The following is a 20,162-nucleotide window of genomic DNA, read 5'->3' on the forward strand; positions in this document are numbered from 1 at the left end:
GCGCATCCGAAGATTCGCCCGCGGCCTTGAGGCAAAGCCTAAGCGCGCGCTTGCCCCGTGGCTAGAGCCACGAAGGAAGGGTATCGCGGTTTATCATCTCTTCATAGGTGGGGCGGGCACGGATGACGGCAAATTGATCATCCTTCACCATCACCTCGGGGATCATCGGGCGGGTGTTATATTCGCTCGACATCACCGCGCCGTAAGCCCCCGCCGAGCGGAACGCCACCAGATCGCCCGCCTTGAGCGTCGCCATCTCGCGGCCCTTGGCAAAGGTATCGCCGCTTTCGCAAACGGGGCCGACGATATCGTATTTCGCCCCCTCCAACCCCGGCGCGGGTTCGATCACGGGGATGATATCGTGATGGGCGTCATACATCGCAGGGCGGATCAGATCATTCATCGCCGCATCCACGATCAGGAATTCGCGGTCCTCGCCCTGTTTCACATAGATCACCTCGGAGACCAGAATCCCCGCATTGCCCGCCACCAAACGGCCCGGTTCGATCTCGATCTCGCAGCCCAGATGGCCGAGCGTCTCCTTGACCATCGCGCCGTAATCGAGCGGCAAGGGCGGGGCCTCGTTCGAGCGGGTATAGGGAATGCCCAATCCGCCGCCCAGATCGAGACGGCGAATATCATGGCCGTCGCTGCGCAGCGCCTCGGTCAATTCGGCGACCTTGAGATAGGCAAGGCGGAAGGGTTCAAGATCGGTCAACTGGCTGCCGATATGCACGTCGATCCCGATGACATCGAGACCTTCGAGCGTCGCCGCATGGGCATAGACCGCGCGGGCGCGGCTGATCGGGATGCCGAATTTGTTTTCGGATTTTCCGGTGGCGATCTTCGCATGGGTTTTCGCATCGACATCGGGATTGACGCGCACGGTGATCGGCGCTTTGACGCCCAACTCCAGCGCCACGGCGTTGAGCCGCTCCATCTCCGGTTCGCTCTCGACGTTGAACTGGCGAATGCCCCCCGTCAGCGCCATGCGCATCTCCTCCGCCGTCTTGCCAACGCCGGAAAACACGATCCGCTCGCCAGGGATGCCGGCAGCCTTGGCGCGCGCATATTCGCCGCCCGACACCACATCCATGCCCGCACCCAGCGCGCCAAGGGTCTTGAGGATCGCTTGGTTCGAGGCGGCCTTCATCGCATAGCACACCAGATGGTCCATCCCCTCCAAAGCCTCGTCGAACAGGCGAAAATGCCGCTCGAAGGTGGCGGTGGAATAGACGTAGAAAGGCGTGCCGACAGCGGCGGCGATCTCGGTCACGGGGACGTCTTCGGCATAAAGCGCGCCGTCGCGGTAAAGGAAATGATCCATGAAGTCAGGCTCCTGAAAGAGGGGTCGGGGCAGCGGCGCCTAGACGGGCCGCGTGCGCAAGAAAAGATAAAGCGGCAAGCCGCAGCTCACGCCGATAAGGAATGTGGCGGGAATGGCGATGAGCGCCACGAAGTTGCGCCGCACCGCGACCTCGGCCACGATCCAGACCGTCAAGGCAATCGCCGCGATGGTCAGGTCCCACACCAAACCGGAGGTGGCGGCATTGACGTGCCATGCATCGACCATCGCGCCGATGTCAAAACCGTTTTGGCGAAACCACGCGATGAAATACCCCATCGGATGCACCGCGCCCCAAAGCGCCAGCGCGAGGTAGATCATCCGCAAAAGGCTCATCACAGACCGATCCCGACGTTGATGCGGCTGCCGATGCCGACATTGACGCGGCTATGGGTTTGCACGCCGTTTGCCCCGACCGTCACGCCGGTATTGAGCGACGGGCGGATCGGCGCGCCGTCCACGCCGCAGCCCGCCAAAGCCGCAAATGTCAAAAGGATCAGCGCGGCTTTCATGCCAAGGCCTCGCTCCAACGCTTGATCTGCGCGCGCACCTGCGCCGGTGCGGTGCCGCCGTAGGACATGCGCGAGGCGACCGAATTATGCACGCCCAAAACGCCGAACACCGCTTCGGTGATCCCCGCATGGACCGATTGCATCTGCGCAAGGCTGAGGTCGGGCAGGTCCACGCCCGCCCCTTCGGCCATCGCCACCAACGCGCCGGTGACGTGATGCGCATCGCGAAACGGCAGGTTGAGTTCGCGCACCAGCCAATCGGCCAGATCCGTCGCGGTCGAGAAGCCCGATCCGGCAGCGGCCTCAAGGCTGGGCCGGTTGGCGCTCATATCCGCGACCATGCCCGTCATCGCGGCCAAGGCCAGCATCAGGTTATCGGCGGCGTCAAACACCTGTTCCTTGTCCTCTTGCATATCCTTGGAATAGGCGAGCGGCAGCCCCTTCATCACCATCATCAAGGCGACATTCGCCCCGAAAATCCGCCCGATCTTGGCGCGGATCAACTCCGCCGCATCGGGGTTTTTCTTTTGCGGCATGATCGACGAGCCGGTGGAGAAGCGGTCCGAAAGGGTGACAAAACGGAACTGCGCCGAGGACCAGATCACCAATTCTTCGGCAAAGCGCGACAGATGCATGGCGCAAATCGACGCGCAGGACAAAAATTCGAGCGCGAAATCGCGATCCGATACCGCATCCAATGAATTGGCCGCAGGGCGATCAAAGCCCAAGGCCTTTGCCGTCATCTCGCGGTCGATGGGAAACGACGTCCCCGCCAGAGCCGCCGCGCCCAAGGGGCATTCGTTCATCCGCGCGCGCGCATCCTTGAAGCGCGACATGTCGCGGCCCAGCATCTCCACATAGGCCATCATGTGATGGCCCCATGTGACGGGCTGCGCGGTTTGCAAATGGGTGAACCCCGGCATGACCCAATCGGCCCCCGCCTCGGCCTGCGCCAAAAGCGCGCGGATCAAGGCTTCGATGCCTTCAATGGCGGCGTCCATCTGGTCGCGCACCCAAAGTTTGAAATCGGTCGCCACCTGATCATTGCGCGAGCGGCCCGTATGCAACCGCCCCGCAGGCTCGCCGATGATCTCTTTGAGCCGCGCTTCGACATTCATATGGATGTCTTCAAGCGCGGTGGAAAATTCGAACGTGCCGCCCTCGATCTCTGACAAGACCGTGAGCAGGCCTTCCCTCATCGTCTCGGCGTCTTTATCAGTGACGATACCCGTCGCGGCGAGCATCGCCGCATGGGCCCGAGAGCCGGCAATATCTTGGGGGGCCATCCGCTGATCATATGAGATCGAGGCATTGATCGCCTCCATGATCGCATCGGGTCCGGCGGCAAAACGGCCGCCCCACATCTGGTTCGAGGTTTTTTCGGTCATAGCTCGCAGCACCCTTGGGAGGCAAAATGAAATTCAATCGTTCCGCGCTGGTTTATACGGCCCTTGTCGTGGGTGCAATTGCGGCAATCGGCTTTGTGGCGCTCAAAAACCCCGCCGCGCGCTCCGCCCCCGTGGATTACAGCGCGCTTGAGGCCCTGCGCGAGGACGATATGCGCAAATTGGTCTTTGCCCCCGCGCCCAAAGAGGCCTCGGCCCTGCCCTTTACCAAAAAGGACGGCGGCAGCGGCACATTGGCCGACTACCGCGGCAAGGTGACGGTGTTGAACTTCTGGGCGACATGGTGCGCGCCTTGCCGCGAGGAAATGCCAAGCCTTGCCAAATTGCAGCGCGAGTTGGGCGACAAGATCCACGTCGTCACCCTCGCCACGGGCCGCAATGCGCCCCCCGCGATTGACAAATTTCTGGCCGAAGTGGGGGCCGATAGCCTGCCCCGCCACCGCGACCCCAAAAGCGCCATTGCGCGCGATATGGCGGTTTTGGGCCTGCCGATCACGGTGATCCTTGACGCGCAGGGCATGGAGATCGCGCGGCTGACCGGCGATGCCGATTGGGCCTCGCCCAGCGCCATCGCGATCTTGAGCGCCCTTGCCGATCCGGCCTGATCCGGCCAAAGCCTGCTTGAGAGCGCCCTAAACCTTGCCCCAATCGGGCACATCCGCCGCCATCGCCGCCACCCCCGCATGGGCGGGGCAGTCCAGCAGATGGTCGTTCACCATGCCGACCGCCTGCATGAAGGCATAGACAATCGTCGGTCCGCAAAATTTGAATCCCCGTTTCTTCAAATCTCTCGACAGTTGCACAGAGATTGCCATGCTCGCGGGCACCTGCGAGAGCGTGTCAAAACGGGTCTGCACCGGCGCGCCGCCGACATAGGACCACACCCATTTGGCAAAGCCCTCCTCGGCCTCGATCGCCTGCCACGCGCGCGCATTTCCGATGGTCGCCTCGATCTTGCCGCGGTGGCGGATGATGCGCGTATCTTGCACCAAACGCGCCACCTCTGCCTCGCCCCATGTGGCGATGACATTCGGGTCAAACCCTTCAAAAGCCTCGCGAAATCCGTCCCGCTTTTTCAAGATCGTGATCCAGCTCAGCCCAGCTTGAAACCCGTCGAGGATCAGCTTTTCCCAAAGCGCGCGGCTGTCATATTCGGGCACGCCCCATTCGAAGTCATGATAGTCGATATAGATTTGCTCGGGTCCGACCCACCCGCAACGCTCGCCCATGTCGCGCGCCTTTCTCCGGCAAAACCGCCGGTCTCGTTTCGTTAACCAAAGCCCCGCAACATCGGCGCGGGTTAAGAGATTGTTAGCCCTTGAGGCGCAGATTTGTAAGCGGTGAAAGGGACATATTTACATGGAACATCCGAGCGACTCACAAGACGCCAATGTTGACAATCCGCGCGCAGCCGCCCGCCGCGCGAATATCAAACGCATCCGCGCGAATATCCCCCAAGGCCACCACAATCCGCTCGATTACGCCGTCACCTCGCGCGACCGCTCGACGCTGCATATGGTGCAAGAGGCGGTCGAGCATAATCAGGTCATGCTGGCCTACCAACCTGTGGTGCAGGCGCTGCAACAGGACCAACCGGCCTTTTACGAGGGGTTGATCCGCGTGCTTGACGAAACCGGCCGCGTGATCCCCGCAGGCGATTTCATCGATGCGATCGAGACCACGGAAACCGGACGGTTGATTGATTGCCTCGCCTTGGAAAAAGGCCTGCGCACCCTGCACGAGCAACCCCATATCCGCCTGTCGATCAATATGTCGGCGCGCTCCATCGGCTATCAAAAATGGGCGCGCACGCTCAAACGCGGGCTCGACCGCGACCCGACGGTGGGCGAGCGGTTGATTTTGGAGATCACCGAAAGCAGCGCCATGCTGGTGCCCGAACTGGTCGTCGGATTCATGACCAACCTGCAAAGACGCGGGATTTCCTTTGCCCTTGATGATTTCGGCGCGGGCTTCACCTCGTTTCGCTATCTCAAGGATTTCTACTTTGATATCCTCAAGATAGACGGGCAATTCATTCGCGGCATCGATGACAATGCCGATAATCAGGTGATCACCAAGGCGCTTTTGTCGATCGCACAGCAATTCGATATGTTTACCGTCGCCGAAAGCGTCGAACGCGGCCCCGATGCGGCCTATCTGACCTCGCTGGGGATCGATTGTTTGCAAGGCTATTTCTTTGGCGCCCCCACGACAAATCCGTCGTGGATCACCCGTGACGCCATGCGCTCCAGCGCCTAGGCGCACCGGAGCGCGCGGCCCTGCACAGCCGCCGCGCGGCATGCGACTTTGGCATAACGCGCAACGTCGCATCCGCGAATTCCTTGCCGCAGCGCGGCAAATCCTCTATCCATCCATCGACCGGCGCGCGCCGAGGACGACCGGAACGGGCGTTAGGGTCGCGCAAATGCCGCGCAATCTGGTGGAGGAACACACATGACCAACGTAGTTATCGCATCCGCAGCCCGCACGGCTGTCGGCTCTTTTGGCGGCTCGTTCGCCAACACGCCCGCGCATGATTTGGGCGCTGCCGTTTTGGCCGAGATCGTCGCCCGCGCGGGCATCGACCCTTCGGAAGTGTCCGAAACCATTTTGGGTCAGGTTCTGACCGCCGCACAGGGCCAAAACCCTGCACGCCAAGCCCATATCAACGCTGGCCTGCCCAAAGAAGCTGCCGCTTGGTCGATCAATCAGGTCTGCGGCTCCGGCCTGCGCGCCGTCGCTTTGGCGGCCCAGCACATCCAGCTTGGCGATGCCTCCATCGTTGCCGCAGGCGGCCAAGAGAACATGACGCTCAGCCCCCACGCCGCGCACCTGCGCGCGGGCCACAAAATGGGCGATGTCAAATATATCGACACGATGATTCGCGATGGTCTGTGGGATGCGTTCAACGGCTACCACATGGGCCAGACCGCCGAAAACGTCGCCGAGCAATGGCAGATCAGCCGCGACCAGCAGGACGAATTCGCCGTCGCTTCGCAAAACAAGGCCGAGGCCGCGCAAAAGGCCGGTAAATTCGCCGACGAAATCGTCCCCTTCACCATCAAGACCCGCAAGGGCGAGACCGTGGTCGATGCCGACGAATACATCCGCCACGGCGCCTCGATGGAAGCCATGCAAAAACTGCGCCCCGCCTTTACCAAAGACGGTTCGGTCACCGCGGCCAATGCCTCGGGCCTCAATGATGGTGCCGCCGGTGCCTTGTTGATGTCGGCCGATGACGCCGAAAAGCGCGACATCACCCCGCTGGCGCGCATCGCCTCCTACGCCACTGCGGGCCTCGACCCGTCGATCATGGGCGTCGGCCCGATCCACGCCTCGCGCAAGGCGCTGGAGAAAGCCGGCTGGAAGCCCGAGGATCTCGACCTTGTCGAAGCCAACGAAGCCTTTGCCGCGCAGGCCTGCGCCGTGAACAAGGACATGGGTTGGGATCCGGCCGTGGTCAACGTCAACGGCGGCGCCATTGCCATCGGTCACCCGATCGGCGCCTCGGGCGCGCGTATCCTCAACACCTTGCTGTTCGAAATGCAGCGTCGCGGCGCCAAAAAGGGCCTCGCAACCCTGTGCATCGGCGGCGGCATGGGCGTGGCCATGTGCCTTGAGCGCCCCTAAGCGGGTCAAACCGATTCTTTGCAGGTGCAGAAATTCCGCACCTGCCTCAAGGGGCGCCCCAAAGCGCCCCTTTTTCTTTGTTTGGCACAGGATTACGCCGCTCCTGCCGAAAAAAATGCTGCGCAATAGCAAAATTCTTTGCGCAACATTATTGCGCATCGGGGCGGCATTGCGTAATACAGTTACCAAGTCAATTTTGCCAATTGGGAGGACACCATGGCACGAACAGCACTCGTCACAGGCGGATCGCGCGGCATCGGCGCGGCCATTTCCATCGCTTTGAAAGAGGCCGGTTACGACGTTGCCGCGACCTATGCGGGCAATGATGAAGCCGCCGCCGCCTTCACCAAAGAGACCGGCATCAAGACCTACAAATGGAACGTGGCCGATTACGACGAATGCGCCGCAGGCATCGCAAAGGTCGAAGCGGACCTCGGCCCTGTCGAGATTCTCGTCAACAACGCGGGCATCACCCGCGATGCGCCCTTCCACAAAATGACCCGCGAACAGTGGACCCAAGTGATGGACACCAACCTGTCGGGCCTGTTCAACATGACCCATCCGCTCTGGCCCGGCATGCGCGAGCGTAAATTCGGCCGCGTGATCTCGATCTCTTCGATCAACGGGCAAAAGGGCCAATTCGCACAGGCCAACTATTCGGCCGCCAAAGCGGGCGACATCGGCTTTACCAAAGCCTTGGCCCAAGAAGGGGCGCGCGCGGGCATCACCGTCAACGTCATCTGCCCCGGTTACATCGCGACCGATATGGTCATGGCCGTGCCGGAAAAAGTGCGCGAATCGATCATCGCCACCATCCCCGTGGGCCGTTTGGGCGAACCCGAAGACATCGCCCGCGCGGTGGTGTTCCTCGCCTCGGACGACGCAGGTTTCATCACCGGTGCGACCCTGACGGCGAATGGCGGTCAATATATGACCTGATCCGGCGCGGATCGCCAAAATCACGAAAGGCCGGTGCGGATTGCGCCGGCCTTTTTTGCTTGGCCCCGCGCGGTTGCGCTTTCGCCCGCGCCAAACGCGCGCTAGCCTGCCGCCATGATGACTTCGCGCAGCGCCACTTTCACCGGCTTTATCGCCATCCTGCTTTGGGCGCTTTTGGCGCTGTTTACCGTGGCGACGGCCCCCGCGCCGCCGCTGCTGCTTAATGCGATCTGCTTTGCCGTGGGCGGCACATTGGGCATGATCTGGGCCGCTGTGACGGGGCGGCTTGGCGTGCTGCGCCATGTCAGTTGGCGCATCTATCTCTTTGGCACAATTGGGCTTTTCGGATACCACGCGCTGTATTTCAGCGCCCTGCGCCTTGCCCCTGCCGCACAAGCGGGGCTGATCGCCTATCTGTGGCCGCTGCTGATCGTGCTCTTCTCCGGCCTCTTGCCAGGCGAGCGGTTGACCAAGGGCCATATCCTTGGCGGCGCGCTTGGATTTTTGGGCGCGGGGCTGTTGATCGCGGATGGGACAGGGCTGAGCGGGGCTTATCTGCTGGGCTATCTTCTGGCCATCGCCTGCGCCTTGACGTGGTCGGCTTATTCGGTGCTCTCGCGCCGTTTGGGCACGGCCCCGACCGAAAGCGTGGCGGTGTTCTGCCTTGCGACGGCGCTGCTCTCGGCACTGCTGCATCTCGCGCTCGAAGACACCGTCTGGCCCGTGGGCGCGGCGGGATGGGGCGCGGCGATCGGATTGGGCCTCGGGCCTGTGGGGCTGGCCTTTTATGTCTGGGACATCGGCGTCAAAAAAGGCGACATCCAGCTATTGGGTGTCGCCTCCTACGCTGCGCCGCTTTTATCGACGCTGATTTTGGTGCTGGCGGGCATCGCCGCGCCTAGTCTCAAGCTGGGCCTTGCCGCCCTCTTGATCACCGGCGGCGCGGGTCTGGCCGCGCGCGCCAGTCTGGCGGCTCAACGCCCGCCCAAGGCGGGCTAAGCCAATACGCTGAGCCGCGAAATCTCTTCTTTCAAACGAAGCTTTTGCTTTTTCAACTCCGCGATCGCCAAATCATTCGACCCGGGAGATCGCTGCTCTGCCTCGACCTTTTGCGACAAAGTGGCGTGTCGCTTTTTCAGCTCCTCAACATGGGACGTCAAACTCATTGGGTAGTCTCCTCTGTGTAGGTTGAAATGTGCCAGTTCAGTCCAGCACAAATTTTCGCGCCTGTCACGCGACTGATACAAAGAGTGATCGGAAAATTGTTTCCAAACCCTTAAGGCGCGCCGGAAAACTCCAAAGCCGCCCCATGGCGCAGCACGTTAACCATCTGATCGGTATAGCTTTCTTCGTCCCGCTGATGCGCTGCCCCTTTATGCATCACCACCCCGTCCCAAAGGCGAAAATCTGCGCGCCCGCCGCGCCGCGCGCGAAAAATCACCAAACCCGCCGCACGCCCCGCCCGCGCAATGAGCGGCAACACCTCGACCGAGCCAAGACAGCCGCGCGCCGCCGCAAGCAGATCGGGCAGGCGTTCGGCGCGGTGGATCATATGCACATAGCCCTTGGGCGCGCAGCGTTTCGCCGCCGCCTGCATCCAGACCGCGAGCGGCACCGCCTCGCCCATCGCCGTCTCGCGCGCACCATGCTCCGAGGCGGTCGAAGACGCGCGGTCAAAATAGGGCGGATTGGCGATGACGTGATCGAATTGCCGCGCCTTGAGGGCTGCGGGCATCGCCGCCAGATCGCCGGTGATCACCTCGAAGTCCATCCCGTTGCGCCGCCCGTTTTGCGCCGCCAAAGCCGCGTGATCCCCCTGTAGCTCAAGCCCTGTCAGCCGCACATCCGCCTCCCGCGCCTTGAGGCATAGCGACGCGGTGCCCACCCCGCAGCCAAGCTCCAGCACGCTTTGCCCCGCGCGGATGTTCACCGCCGCCGCCAAAAGCACCGGATCGACCCCCGCGCGATAGCCCGCGCGCGGTTGCCATATCCGCAATCGCCCGTCTAAATACTTGTCATCGCTGAGATTTTGCGCCGTCCATCCGGCGATCATCTGCTCCGGCATGGCCCAAAACCGCCCTATTCGTCCAAAGGGCTAAGCCCGTTGTCGCGCAGCGCGCGATAGGCCGCCGCATGGTCACGATCGGCCACCATCAAACGCCGCGGCAAGGCCCCGATGCCGCCATCGAGGATGCTCATATTTACGTCCAATTCAAAGCAGTCTATACCCTCGCCTGAAAGCAACGCGCGGGCAAAGGCGATCTCGGTGGGGTCGGTGGTTCGCAAGAGGTGTTTCATATCAACGCAGTTAATGCCATCCGCCTGAGCCTGTCGAGGCAAATGCAACGCAGGGCGCGGGCCACGTGAAGAGACAGATGAGGCCATGAGCTTGGACACTCCGACCAAACCGCATGAAATGCTGGCCGCGCATCTGGCCGACGATCTGTCGGCGGTGAACGCTTTGATCCGTGCGCGCATGGCCTCCGAACACGCGCCGCGCATCCCCGAGGTTACGGCGCATCTGGTCGAAGCGGGCGGCAAACGGCTGCGCCCGATGCTGACGCTGGCGGCGGCGCGTTTGTGCGGATATGAGGGCGATTACCACATCCATCTGGCCGCCACGGTCGAATTTATCCACACCGCCACGCTGCTGCATGACGATGTGGTCGACGAGAGCGAGCAACGGCGCGGGCGGCCCACGGCCAACCTGCTTTGGGACAATCAATCGAGCGTGTTGGTCGGCGATTACCTCTTTGCGCGCAGCTTCCAACTGATGACCGAAACCGGCAATATGCGGGTGCTCGAAATCCTCGCCAATGCCTCGGCCACCATCGCCGAGGGCGAGGTTCTGCAACTCACCGCCGCGCAGGATTTGGCAACCACCGAAAGCATTTACCTACAGGTCGTGCGCGGCAAGACCGCCGCGCTTTTCTCGGCCGCCTGCGAGGTCGGCGGGGTGATTTGCGCCGCGCCGGACACCCATGTCAAAGCGCTTTATGATTACGGCGATGCGCTTGGCATTGCCTTCCAGATCGTCGATGACCTTCTCGACTACGGCGGCGATGCCAGCGCCACGGGCAAAAACATCGGCGATGATTTTCGCGAGCGCAAACTGACCCTGCCGGTGATCAAGGCCATCGCCAAAGCGGATGAGGAAGAGCGCGCCTTTTGGACCCGCACCATCGCGCGCGGACGCCAAGACGAGGGCGATCTTGACGAGGCCTTGCGCCTGCTGGCGCGTCACGGCGCGATGGAGGCGACCCGCGACGACGCCCTCGCATGGGCCGCGCAGGCCAAAGCGGCGCTCGCCCCCCTGCCCGAACATGAGATCAAATCCATGCTGCTCGATATCGCCGATTACGTGGTCGCGCGGATCAACTGAGGCGCGGCGCGCGCGGCGCCACCAAGCCGCGTGGCGCAGACCCACCAATCTGGATGCGCGGCGCGGATTTGCGCGGCGGCCGCCTCGGCCTCTGCCGCCTGCTCATACAGCCCGAAACAGGTCGCGCCAGAGCCGGACATACGCGCCAAAGCGCATCCCTGCGTCGCCGAGATTGCCGCCAGAGCCGCGCCGATTTGCGGCGCAATCGCGCGGGCGGGCGGCTCCAGATCATTGCGCTGCGCTGCGAGATACTCAAGCATCCTCGGCCCGTCACTGACATCCGCAGGCAGGGCCGCCATCGGAGAATTTCTCTTTTGCACCAAGGCCTTGAATACCGGCCCCGTGGGCACGGACACGCGCGGATTGACCAAGAGGACCGGCCAACACGGCATCTGCGGCACGGGGATCAGATCCTCGCCAATGCCGCCCACATGCACCGGCGCGCTGCGCACGCACATGGGCACATCGGCCCCCAACTCTACCAGTTGCGCGCGGATACGCGGCTCTTGCGCGTCCAGCCCCCCCGCCAGAAAGGACAGCCCGCGAAAACAGGCCGCCGCATCGGCAGAGCCGCCGCCGATCCCCGCCGCCACGGGCAGGTTTTTGGTCAGATGAAAGCGCAACGGGCCGCCGGTCCAAAGCCGCGCGGCCATCTGCGTGATGAAATTATCGCCCCCCAAAGGCACATCGCCCGCCTCCGGCCCCTCCACCGTCATGGCAAAGGCCTCGGCGCCGTTTCCCGCGCTCTGCCCCGTGCCCTGCCCCGCGCCGGTTTCGATGCGCAACACATCCCCCACATCGGCAAAGCTCACAAGGCTGTCGAGCAGGTGATAGCCGTCCGCGCGCTGTCCGGTGATATGAAGCGTCAGATTGACCTTGGCCGGCGCAAAGACCTCAATTGCCGCCATTGGCCACCTTCAAAGGCGCCGCGCCTTCCTCGGCCAGAACCGCGTCCAGCCCGACTTCGATCTTGCGCCGGATGCGGATGGCTTCCTTCTCTTCGGGGTCGAATGACAGGGCGCGGTGCCATTGGAATTCGGCCTCCAGCTTGCGCCCGACCGACCAATAGACATCGCCCAGATGGTCGTTCACGATCGGATCGACCGCGACCAGTTCGGCGGCGCGTTCCATATGGCCGACCGCCTCGTCATAGCGGCCCAGCCGGAACAAAACCCATCCGAGGCTGTCGATGATATAGCCGCTGTCGGGCCGCGCCGCGACTGCGCGTTCGATCATCCCCAACGCTTCGTCAAGGTTCTCGCCGCGCTCGACCAGCGAATAGCCCAGATAGTTGAGCACCTGAGGCTGGTCGGGATTGAGCGAGAGCGCCTTGCGAAAATCGGCCTCTGATCCGGCCCAGTCTTTCATCTGGTCATAGGCGATGCCGCGCGCGTAATAGAGGAACCATTGCGCGCCGCCGGTGTCGTCATAAAGCGCCATCGCGCGATCATAAGAGGCCACCGCGCCCTTATAATCCTCCTTGGCGCGCAGGAAATCGCCAATCGTGACATGCACGGCGGGCAGATCGGGATTGGTGCGCGCCAGTTGCGTGAGCACCTCCAAGGCTGCCTCGTCCCTGCCCGCCGCGCGCAGGGCCGCCGCACGACCCAATTCGGCGGCGTGAAAGGCCGGATCGCTTTGCGGGACAGAGCGGTAAACCTCGACGGCCAGATCATGCTGCTTGAGGTCTTCGAGAAGCTCCGCCGTCAGCAGCGCCGCATCGGTATGATCGGGCCGCAAATAAAGCGCCGCGCGGGTGTAAAGCAGGGTGTAATCGGGGTTTGCCTCTTCGATCAAGGCGCCCGCGATGGAATAGAGCACTTCGGCCATCCCGTCCTCGGCGCCGCGCGCCAAGGTAAAGGGCAAGGCCTTGCCGGCCTTCAAATCCTCGCGCATCTGGCGCAATTCGGGGTCGAGATCATTGCCAAAAACCTGATCGGCCAAGGCCACGGCCTCTTGGGTTTTCTCGATCTGGCTCATCAATTGCAGCCGCGCGATCATGCCGCGCCGCGTGCCTTGCAAGGCCCCTGCGCCGCCTGCGGCGAAAATCTCTTCGGCGGCTTCGAAATCGCCCACCGAGGCGAGGGCCAAAGCCTTGTGATACTGCGCGAAATTCGACAATCCGCGCTCTTTGCCCACCGCATCAAAGGCCTTGAGCGCCGCCGACATATCGCCCAGCCCCACCTTGGCCCATGCGATCATCAACCCGTCCACCAAGGGACCAGAGCCTTTTTCGCCCTCGGCCCGCGCGATCAAGGCCTCGAATTGCCCCTGCTTGGCCTCGGAAGCGGCCAGAACCATCCGTCCGGCCTGACTGGCGATGCCGTCTGCCTCGGCCTTGCGCGCGATGGGCAGGGCCAAGTCGATTTTACCAAGAGAAACAAAGGATTGCACCGCACTGTCGAGCAAGAGCGGGTTTGACGGATCGCGCGCCAGAGCCATCGACAGATATTGCGCCGCCGCCGCGAAATCGGAGCCATAGCGCGCTTGGCGCGAGGCCAGATAGGCCCCCGAGAGGCTGTCGGCCTGCACCATGACGGGGGGCAACGCCGCCGCCATCCCCGCCGCAAGGGCCAAAGTGGACGTCCAAATACGCAGTTTGCTCAAGATCACGGCTCGGCCCCTTATTTTGCTGCGGCCAAGTCAATGCGCCGCTTTTGCCAAAGCCTAATCGCGCGGGCGCGCAGGTGCAATGCACGAGCGCGTCAAGTTTAAGCGAGCAGCAAGGCTTCGCCCGCCGCCAAGGCGCCCGAAAGGGGCCGAGCGCAGGCGCGGCGCGCAAAAAAGGGGCGCCCCGAAAGCCGCCCCTTTGATCGTGTCGTGGATGCCCCGCCCGCGCGGGCGCGGATCACATATTGGGATAGTTCGGCCCGTCGCCGCCTTGGGGCGTGGTCCATGTGATGTTTTGCGCGGGGTCCTTGATATCACAGGTTTTGCAATGCACGCAGTTTTGGAAGTTGATGACGAAGCGCGGCTCCTTGCCCTCTTCCTCGACAAATTCGTAAACCCCCGCAGGGCAATAGCGCGCCGAAGGTCCGGCATATTTCGCCAGATCGACCGAGACCGGCACCTGATCATCCGTCAGACGCAAATGGCACGGCTGCTGCTCTTCGTGGTTGGTCATCGCAAAGCTGACGTTGGTAAGCCGGTCAAAGCTGAGCTTGCCATCGGGTTTGGGATAATCGATCGGTTTGTGCTTGCTGGCCTCTTCGGTCGATTGCGCATCGGTTTTGCCGTGCTTGACCGTGCCAAAGAGCGAGAATCTGAAGATGGTCTGGAACCACATGTCAAAGCCGCCCAAGGCCAAACCGCCCAAGGGGCCGAATTTGCCGTTAAACGGTGCGACGTTGCGCACCCGTTTGAGGTCCTTGCCGACGGCGCCGCTGCGCAAGACGGCGTCATACTCTTCAAGCACATCGCCCGACCGGCCCGCTTGGATCGCGGCAAAGGCCGCCTCGGCCGCCTCGATGCCCGAATGCATCGCGTTGTGGTTGCCCTTGATGCGCGGCAGGTTCACCAAACCGACCGAACATCCGAGCAGCGCACCGCCCGGGAAGGCCGATTGCGGGATCGATTGGAAGCCGCCCTTGGTCACCGCGCGCGCGCCATAAGCCACGCGTTTGCCCCCTTCCAAGAGCTTGGCGATCTTCGGATGATGCTTGAGCTTTTGGAATTCCATATAGGGGAAAAGATAGGGGTTCTTGTAGTTCAGATCCATGATGTAACCAATGTAGACTTGGTTATTTTCAAGGTGATAGATGAACGACCCGCCGCTGTTTTTGAAGCCGAGAGGCCAGCCCATCGTATGGGTCACTTCGCCTTCGTTGTGCTTCTCGGGATCGATTTCCCAAATCTCTTTCATGCCGATGCCGAATTTGGGCACATCGCAATTGGCCGCCAGATCATATTTGGCCAAAACCTCTTTGGACAGCGATCCGCGCACGCCTTCGGAGAGGAAGACATATTTGCCGTGCAACTCCATGCCCGGTTCGTAGCCGTCACCGGCGGTGCCGTCGGGATTGCGGCCAAACTCGCCCGCGACCACGCCTTTGACCTCGCCCTTGTCGCCGAAAACCAATTCGGAACACGCCATGCCCGGGAAAATCTCGACGCCCATGGCTTCGGCCTGTTCGGCCATCCAGCGGCACACATTGCCCATCGAGACAATGTAATTGCCGTGGTTATTCATCAAGGGCGGCATGATGAAATTGGGCAGGCGGATTTGCCCTGCCTCGCCCAGAACATAGAAATTATCTTCTTTGACCGGCGTGTTGAGCGGTGCGCCCTTTTCTTTCCAATCGGGCATCAGACGGGTCAAACCCGACGGGTCCAGAACCGCACCCGACAGGATATGCGCGCCCACTTCAGAGCCTTTCTCCAGCACCACAACATTGATTTCCGCATCAAGTTGCTTGAGACGGATGGCCGCCGACAGGCCCGCAGGGCCCGCGCCGACGATCACCACGTCATATTCCATTGCTTCCCGCTCGATCTCGCTCATCTGGGTGGCTCCTTGAGGTTAGCTGAGGGCGATGTTGCCCCGCACACGCGCCGCGCGCAATAATATTTCGCCGTGGATACCGCAGTGCAGCATCGCCCGTCAATTGCTACGGTACGTTAAAATCACCCGCAAGGGGGGCCATCTTGCGCCCGCGCAAGAGAAAACTTGCCACATCCGCCACAGACGGCTTGCATTGCCCCTCCCCTTTGGGTCAGGTATCTCAACCCGAAAATCCCCGAGCCCCCCGAAACCGGCGGCGGCTCCTTGATCGTTTTGGAAAGAGTAGATGGAAAAGATCCCAATGACCCGCGCCGGTCACACCGCGCTGGAAGTCGAATTGAAGCAGCTCAAAACCGTTGAGCGCCCCGCCATTATTGCCGCCATCGCCGAAGCCCGCGATCATGGCGACCTGTCCGAGAACGCCGAATACCATTCGGCGCGCGAAAAGCACTCCTTTATCGAGGGCCGCGTCAAGGAATTGGAAGCGGTGATCTCGCTGGCCGAGGTGATCGACCCCAAAACCCTCTCGGGGGCGATCAAATTCGGTGCCACCGTGACGGTGGTGGACGAGGACACCGACGAGGAAAAGACGTGGCAGATCGTCGGCGAGCATGAGGCCAATATCGAAAAGGGCCTTTTGAACATCAAATCGCCCATCGCCCGCGCCTTGATCGGCAAGGAAGAGGGCGATAGCGTCGAAGTGCGCACGCCGGGCGGTGAGAAGGCTTACGAAATTCTTAAAATCGCCTATATCTGAGCAAGCGGGCGGGCGCAGGACGCGCCCGCGCTGCGCAACATGTCTGGATTGGCACATACCGATGGCTGAGACTCCTCCGACACGGCCCACATCCTTGGGCATCTACGACAAGCCCAAGGGCAAGAATATCACCAGCGTCGAGATCATCGCTCTGGCGCTTTCGCTCGTCTGGATGCTGGGCGCGGTGGTGTTTTTCCTCACCATGGGCAGCGCCAATGCCGTCGAGGCGGGCAATCTGGGCGGGCTGCGCTTTTTGGTGACCATGCTGGCGATTTTCATGCCGGTGGCAATGATCTGGGTGGCGGCCACGGCGGCGCGCTCCAGCCGCGTGATGCGCGAAGAAAGCCAGCGCCTGCAGGCCGCCATCGACGCCATTCGCCAAAGCTATGTCTCGCAAGCGCAAGCGGGCCGCCAATCGGCCCCCGATGTGAGCACCGTGGCGCGCAAGCTTGACCAGATCGCCGAGGCGCAGCGCAAGACCGAAACCACATTGGCCAATCTGTCGGCAGGGCGCGAGCGCGAGGCGATTGCCGCGCGCAAGGCGCTGCCCGCCCCGAGCGAGAAAAGTGATGCGGGCGAGGCGGAGGAACAGGTCGCCTTGCCGCTGGGCACGCCCTCCGAAGACATGGCGCCGCCGCTGGAGCGGGCCGATTTCATCCGCGCCATCAATTTCCCCGAAACCGCCGAGGACAAGGCTGGTTTTGACGCGCTACGCCGCGCCTTGGCGGATCGCCACGCCAAACAATTGATCCAAGCAGCCCAAGATATCCTGACGCTGCTGAGCCAAGACGGCATCTATATGGACGATCTGAACCCCGATATGGCGCGCCCCGAAGTGTGGCGCAAATTCGCCAGCGGCGAGCGCGGTCGGTCGGTCGCGGCGCTTGGCGGGGTGCGCGACCGCTCGTCTTTGGCGCTGACCGCAGGGCGCATGCGCCAAGACCCGATCTTCCGCGACGTGGCCCATCACTTCTTGCGCCGCTTTGACCAGACCTTTGCCGAATTTGCCGATGGCGCAACGGATTCGGAAATCTCGGCCCTGTCGGACACGCGCACGGCGCGCGCCTTCATGCTTTTGGGGCGGGTGGCAGGCACCTTCGATTAAGCCGCGCGCGAGCGGCGCGTTGTGCGCGCGGCGGATGCCTCCGGCGGGGATATTTTTGGAACCTGCAAAGCGGGCGCGTTAAAGCCCGAGATCGGCGGCGATGAAATCGGCGATGGCGCCGGTGTCATTGAGATCAAGCCGCATAACGGCGCGCGCCTTATCGTCATGCGGAGCGGGCGGCGGGGCGTCACAGGCCAGCGCGCGCACCGACGGGTCAGTGGGATAGAGCAGCGGATGGGCCACCTCGGCGCGCCAGCATTCGATTTTCGGCTGCGGGCCGGATTTGAACCCTTCGACCAGCACCAGATCGCAAGGCGCCATTTTGGCCAGCAGCTCTTCGAGCGGCGGCTCGGGCGCGTCTTTGAGTTCGTGCAGCAAGGCCCAGCGGTTGCCCGACACCAGCATCACCTCGCCCGCGCCCGCCGCGCGGTGGCGGTGGCTGTCTTTTCCGGGGCGGTCGAGATCAAAGCTGTGGTGGGCGTGTTTGACCGTCGAAACGCGCAAGCCGCGCGCGGTGAAATGCGCCACAAGCCGTTCGGTCAGGCCGGTTTTTCCGGCGTTTTTATACCCTGTGATGCCATAGATATTCAAAGCGGCGCTCCTGCGTGACGGGCCTTGGCGCGGGCCAGATCCTCGGGGGTGTTGATGTTGAAAAACGCTGCGGCCTCGGCAAAGACCACGCCGCGCGCGCCCTGCGCCTCGGCAAAGCCTTGCAAGCGGCGGTGACCTTGGGCGAGATAGGCGGCAAGCGGCGCGCGCAAAGCGGCGGGCCAATAGCCGAAGGTCGGATGCAGGCGGCCTTCGGCGCTGGCGATGGCAAAGCCGCTCTGCGCGCTCAGCCGCGCTGCCAGATCGGGGGCAAAAAACGGCGTGTCGACCGCCGCGCTGACGAGGCCCTGCGCGCCGATGGAGGCGGCCCAATCAAGCCCCGCAAGCACGCCTGCCAAAGGCCCTGCGTCTTGGGCCTCGGGCGGGTCGGGCAGCACCGGCAGGCCTAGCGCGGCAAAGCGCGCCGGATCGCCATTGGCCGAGATCGCGCAGCGCGCCGTTTGCGCGCCAAGGCGTTTTGCGCAAAGCGCCACAAGCGTGTTCCCGCCCAGCGTGAGCAGGGCTTTGTCGGTGCCCGAGGGCGGTCCAGCGTGGGGCCGCGAATCCTGACCGGCATCCGGAGCAGCATCCGCAGCGGCAGCCGGCTGCGCGCCCATGCGCCGCCCCTGCCCGCCCGCAAGGATCAATCCGGCAATCATCTGCCAAACCCGCATGCAGCGCCGAGGCCGTGCAAAGGCCCGCGCTGCCCCCATCGGCCACGCTGCCCACGGTGCCCACGGTGCGCACATCGCCCAGATCGCGCCCATAGCAAAGCGCGATGGGCGGCAATCACAAGAATTGATAGGGCGTTCAATTGCATCTGCGGCGCAACCTGTTAGGCATGATCTGTCCCGCCTTGGCGGGTTTGCCCGACATGATAGTGAGGTTTCATGGCGTCCTCCATCGCCAAATCACCGGTTTCGCCTTTTGGCCAAGGGATGCGCGATGCGCTGCCTTTTGTTTTGGTGATCATTCCCTTTGGCCTCGTGTTCGGGGTGGTGGCGACCGAAGCGGGGCTCAACGTCTTTGAGGCGCTGAGCTTTTCGGTGGTGGTGATCGCGGGGGCGGCGCAATTCACCGCATTGCAATTGATGGTCGAGAACACGCCGACGGTGATTGTTCTGATCTCGGCCTTGGCGGTGAATTTGCGCATGGCGATGTATTCGGCGGCCCTGACCCCGCATGTGGGATCGGCGCCCCTGTGGCAACGCGCCCTGATCGCCTATTTCACCGTGGATCAAAGCTTTGCCTGCGCCGATGTGGCTTACCAAAAGAACCCCGATTGGACGCTTTCGCAAAAGCTGCGCTATTTCGCGGGGGTGGTCACGCCGGTCTGCCCGCTGTGGTATATCGCGACTGTGGCGGGCGCATGGGCGGGCGAGGCGATCCCCGAGGGATTGGCGCTCGATTTCGCGGTGCCGATCACGTTTTTGGCCATCATCGCACCGGCGCTGCGCTCCTTGCCGCATGTGGCAGCGGCGCTGACTTCGGTGGTTCTGGCGCTGGTTTTCGCGTTTTTGCCCTATAACCTCGGGCTGCTCATTGCGGCGCTTGCGGCGCTATTGGTCGGCGCGCAGGTGGAGCTTGTCCTGACGCGGCGCGGCGGCGGGGGAGATGGCAGCAAGGAGATGCAGGCATGACCGGCGCCGTCGAAACCGCCGCGGGCATCGACCGCACGACGCTTTGGACCGTGATCGCACTTTTGGGGCTGGGCAGCTTCGGGCTGCGCTTCATGTTCACCGGATTGATCGGCAACCGCCCCTTGCCCGAATGGGTGCTGCGGCATCTGCGCTATACCTCGGTGGCGGTCCTGCCGGGGTTGATTGCACCGGCGGTCTTCATGCCCGCCGCCACGGGAGGCGCGCCCGATCCGGCGCGGTTGATGGCGGCGGCGGCGACTGTGGCCATCGGCGTGCTGACGCGCAATGTGCTCTATGCGGTTCTGGGCGGCGCGGGCACGCTCTATGCGGGGCTGTATTTGCTGGGCTAGAGGCCCA

General features: G+C 62.8%; 23 protein-coding genes. 10 read left to right on the forward strand and 13 right to left on the reverse strand.

Annotated features, from left to right (window positions below):
* Positions 1-61 precede the first annotated feature (61 nt).
* From lysA to argH, 4 genes are read right to left on the reverse strand one after another with little or no spacing between them, the layout of a single operon-like run.
* Positions 62-1,327 (reverse strand): diaminopimelate decarboxylase, encoded by a 1,266-nt coding sequence (gene lysA / locus ABWV64_RS05620; protein ID WP_353343286.1) that lies wholly within the window; start codon positions 1,325-1,327, stop codon positions 62-64.
* A 39-nt stretch (positions 1,328-1,366) separates the two neighbouring features.
* Positions 1,367-1,681, reverse strand: a complete 315-nt coding sequence (locus tag ABWV64_RS05625) for a DUF2834 domain-containing protein (protein ID WP_353343287.1) — start codon at positions 1,679-1,681, stop codon at positions 1,367-1,369.
* On the reverse strand, positions 1,681-1,857 hold the full coding sequence (locus tag ABWV64_RS05630) for a hypothetical protein (protein WP_353343288.1): 177 nt from the start codon (positions 1,855-1,857) through the stop codon (positions 1,681-1,683). The genes ABWV64_RS05625 and ABWV64_RS05630 overlap by 1 nt, the downstream gene beginning before the upstream one ends.
* Positions 1,854-3,245, reverse strand: coding sequence for an argininosuccinate lyase (gene argH / locus ABWV64_RS05635; protein ID WP_353343289.1), 1,392 nt, complete (start codon positions 3,243-3,245; stop codon positions 1,854-1,856). Before argH ends, ABWV64_RS05630 begins: the two co-directional genes overlap by 4 nt.
* Before the next feature lie 26 nt (positions 3,246-3,271).
* Between argH and ABWV64_RS05640 the strand changes: the two genes are divergently transcribed.
* Positions 3,272-3,868, forward strand: a complete 597-nt coding sequence (locus tag ABWV64_RS05640) for a TlpA family protein disulfide reductase (protein WP_353343290.1) — start codon at positions 3,272-3,274, stop codon at positions 3,866-3,868.
* Between the two features lie 27 nt (positions 3,869-3,895).
* On the opposite strand, the gene ABWV64_RS05645 is transcribed toward ABWV64_RS05640, so the two are convergent.
* Positions 3,896-4,492: a DNA-3-methyladenine glycosylase I gene (locus tag ABWV64_RS05645; protein ID WP_353343291.1), complete on the reverse strand. Its 597-nt coding sequence runs from the start codon at positions 4,490-4,492 to the stop codon at positions 3,896-3,898.
* Between the two features lie 130 nt (positions 4,493-4,622).
* On the opposite strand from ABWV64_RS05645, the gene ABWV64_RS05650 reads away from it, so the two are divergent.
* The 4 genes from ABWV64_RS05650 to yddG all read left to right on the forward strand — a co-directional run bounded on the left by ABWV64_RS05650 (position 4,623) and on the right by yddG (position 8,831).
* On the forward strand, positions 4,623-5,522 hold the full coding sequence (locus ABWV64_RS05650; RefSeq protein ID WP_353343292.1) for an EAL domain-containing protein: 900 nt from the start codon (positions 4,623-4,625) through the stop codon (positions 5,520-5,522).
* Positions 5,523-5,717: 195 nt separating this feature from the next.
* On the forward strand, positions 5,718-6,893 hold the full coding sequence (locus ABWV64_RS05655) for an acetyl-CoA C-acetyltransferase (RefSeq protein WP_353343293.1): 1,176 nt from the start codon (positions 5,718-5,720) through the stop codon (positions 6,891-6,893).
* A 216-nt stretch (positions 6,894-7,109) separates the two neighbouring features.
* Entirely contained in the window at positions 7,110-7,832 is a 723-nt protein-coding gene (locus ABWV64_RS05660; RefSeq protein ID WP_353343294.1) for a beta-ketoacyl-ACP reductase, read from the forward strand.
* 117 nt (positions 7,833-7,949) lie between these two features.
* Positions 7,950-8,831, forward strand: a complete 882-nt coding sequence (gene yddG / locus ABWV64_RS05665; protein ID WP_353344534.1) for an aromatic amino acid exporter YddG — start codon at positions 7,950-7,952, stop codon at positions 8,829-8,831.
* Here the strand turns inward: yddG and ABWV64_RS05670 are convergent.
* From ABWV64_RS05670 to ABWV64_RS05680, 3 genes are all read right to left on the reverse strand, one after another.
* Positions 8,828-8,998 (reverse strand): YdcH family protein, encoded by a 171-nt coding sequence (locus ABWV64_RS05670; RefSeq protein ID WP_353343295.1) that lies wholly within the window; start codon positions 8,996-8,998, stop codon positions 8,828-8,830. The genes yddG and ABWV64_RS05670 overlap by 4 nt on opposite strands.
* 110 nt (positions 8,999-9,108) lie before the next feature.
* Positions 9,109-9,897: a tRNA1(Val) (adenine(37)-N6)-methyltransferase gene (locus ABWV64_RS05675; protein ID WP_353343296.1), complete on the reverse strand. Its 789-nt coding sequence runs from the start codon at positions 9,895-9,897 to the stop codon at positions 9,109-9,111.
* Between the two features lie 14 nt (positions 9,898-9,911).
* Positions 9,912-10,130 carry a putative signal transducing protein gene (locus tag ABWV64_RS05680; RefSeq protein WP_353343297.1) on the reverse strand — a complete coding sequence of 73 codons (219 nt, stop codon included), beginning with the start codon at positions 10,128-10,130 and terminating at the stop codon, positions 9,912-9,914.
* 85 nt (positions 10,131-10,215) lie between these two features.
* On the opposite strand from ABWV64_RS05680, the gene ABWV64_RS05685 reads away from it, so the two are divergent.
* On the forward strand, positions 10,216-11,214 hold the full coding sequence (locus ABWV64_RS05685) for a polyprenyl synthetase family protein (protein ID WP_353343298.1): 999 nt from the start codon (positions 10,216-10,218) through the stop codon (positions 11,212-11,214).
* Here ABWV64_RS05685 and ABWV64_RS05690 read toward each other — a convergent pair.
* The 3 genes from ABWV64_RS05690 to ABWV64_RS05700 form a co-directional block, all read right to left on the reverse strand.
* On the reverse strand, positions 11,190-12,122 hold the full coding sequence (locus tag ABWV64_RS05690) for a 4-(cytidine 5'-diphospho)-2-C-methyl-D-erythritol kinase (protein ID WP_353343299.1): 933 nt from the start codon (positions 12,120-12,122) through the stop codon (positions 11,190-11,192). The genes ABWV64_RS05685 and ABWV64_RS05690 overlap by 25 nt on opposite strands.
* Positions 12,109-13,827, reverse strand: coding sequence for a tetratricopeptide repeat protein (locus ABWV64_RS05695; protein ID WP_353343300.1), 1,719 nt, complete (start codon positions 13,825-13,827; stop codon positions 12,109-12,111). The genes ABWV64_RS05690 and ABWV64_RS05695 overlap by 14 nt, the downstream gene beginning before the upstream one ends.
* Positions 13,828-14,062: 235 nt before the next feature.
* Positions 14,063-15,715 carry an electron transfer flavoprotein-ubiquinone oxidoreductase gene (locus ABWV64_RS05700; protein ID WP_353343301.1) on the reverse strand — a complete coding sequence of 551 codons (1,653 nt, stop codon included), beginning with the start codon at positions 15,713-15,715 and terminating at the stop codon, positions 14,063-14,065.
* 286 nt (positions 15,716-16,001) lie between these two features.
* Between ABWV64_RS05700 and greA the strand changes: the two genes are divergently transcribed.
* Positions 16,002-16,472: a transcription elongation factor GreA gene (gene greA, locus ABWV64_RS05705; protein WP_353343302.1), complete on the forward strand. Its 471-nt coding sequence runs from the start codon at positions 16,002-16,004 to the stop codon at positions 16,470-16,472.
* A 61-nt stretch (positions 16,473-16,533) separates the two neighbouring features.
* Positions 16,534-17,577, forward strand: a complete 1,044-nt coding sequence (locus ABWV64_RS05710; RefSeq protein WP_353343303.1) for a hypothetical protein — start codon at positions 16,534-16,536, stop codon at positions 17,575-17,577.
* A 78-nt stretch (positions 17,578-17,655) separates the two neighbouring features.
* Here ABWV64_RS05710 and mobB read toward each other — a convergent pair whose 3' ends face one another.
* Both mobB and mobA read right to left on the reverse strand, forming a co-directional pair.
* A complete protein-coding gene (gene mobB / locus ABWV64_RS05715) occupies positions 17,656-18,168 on the reverse strand; it encodes a molybdopterin-guanine dinucleotide biosynthesis protein B (RefSeq protein WP_353343304.1) in 513 nt (170 codons plus the stop codon).
* Positions 18,165-18,839, reverse strand: coding sequence for a molybdenum cofactor guanylyltransferase (gene mobA / locus ABWV64_RS05720; protein ID WP_353343305.1), 675 nt, complete (start codon positions 18,837-18,839; stop codon positions 18,165-18,167). Before mobA ends, mobB begins: the two co-directional genes overlap by 4 nt.
* Before the next feature lie 216 nt (positions 18,840-19,055).
* On the opposite strand from mobA, the gene ABWV64_RS05725 reads away from it, so the two are divergent.
* The gene (locus ABWV64_RS05725) at positions 19,056-19,805 is read left to right on the forward strand and encodes an AzlC family ABC transporter permease (RefSeq protein WP_353343306.1); all 750 of its coding nucleotides are present in this window, start codon (positions 19,056-19,058) and stop codon (positions 19,803-19,805) included.
* A complete protein-coding gene (locus tag ABWV64_RS05730; RefSeq protein ID WP_353343307.1) occupies positions 19,802-20,155 on the forward strand; it encodes an AzlD domain-containing protein in 354 nt (117 codons plus the stop codon). Before ABWV64_RS05725 ends, ABWV64_RS05730 begins: the two co-directional genes overlap by 4 nt.
* The last annotated feature ends 7 nt before the right edge of the window (positions 20,156-20,162 follow it).

Origin of the sequence: Litorivita sp. NS0012-18, from assembly GCF_040371945.1 — a bacterium.
Classification (GTDB): Bacteria; Pseudomonadota; Alphaproteobacteria; order Rhodobacterales; family Rhodobacteraceae; genus Litorivita.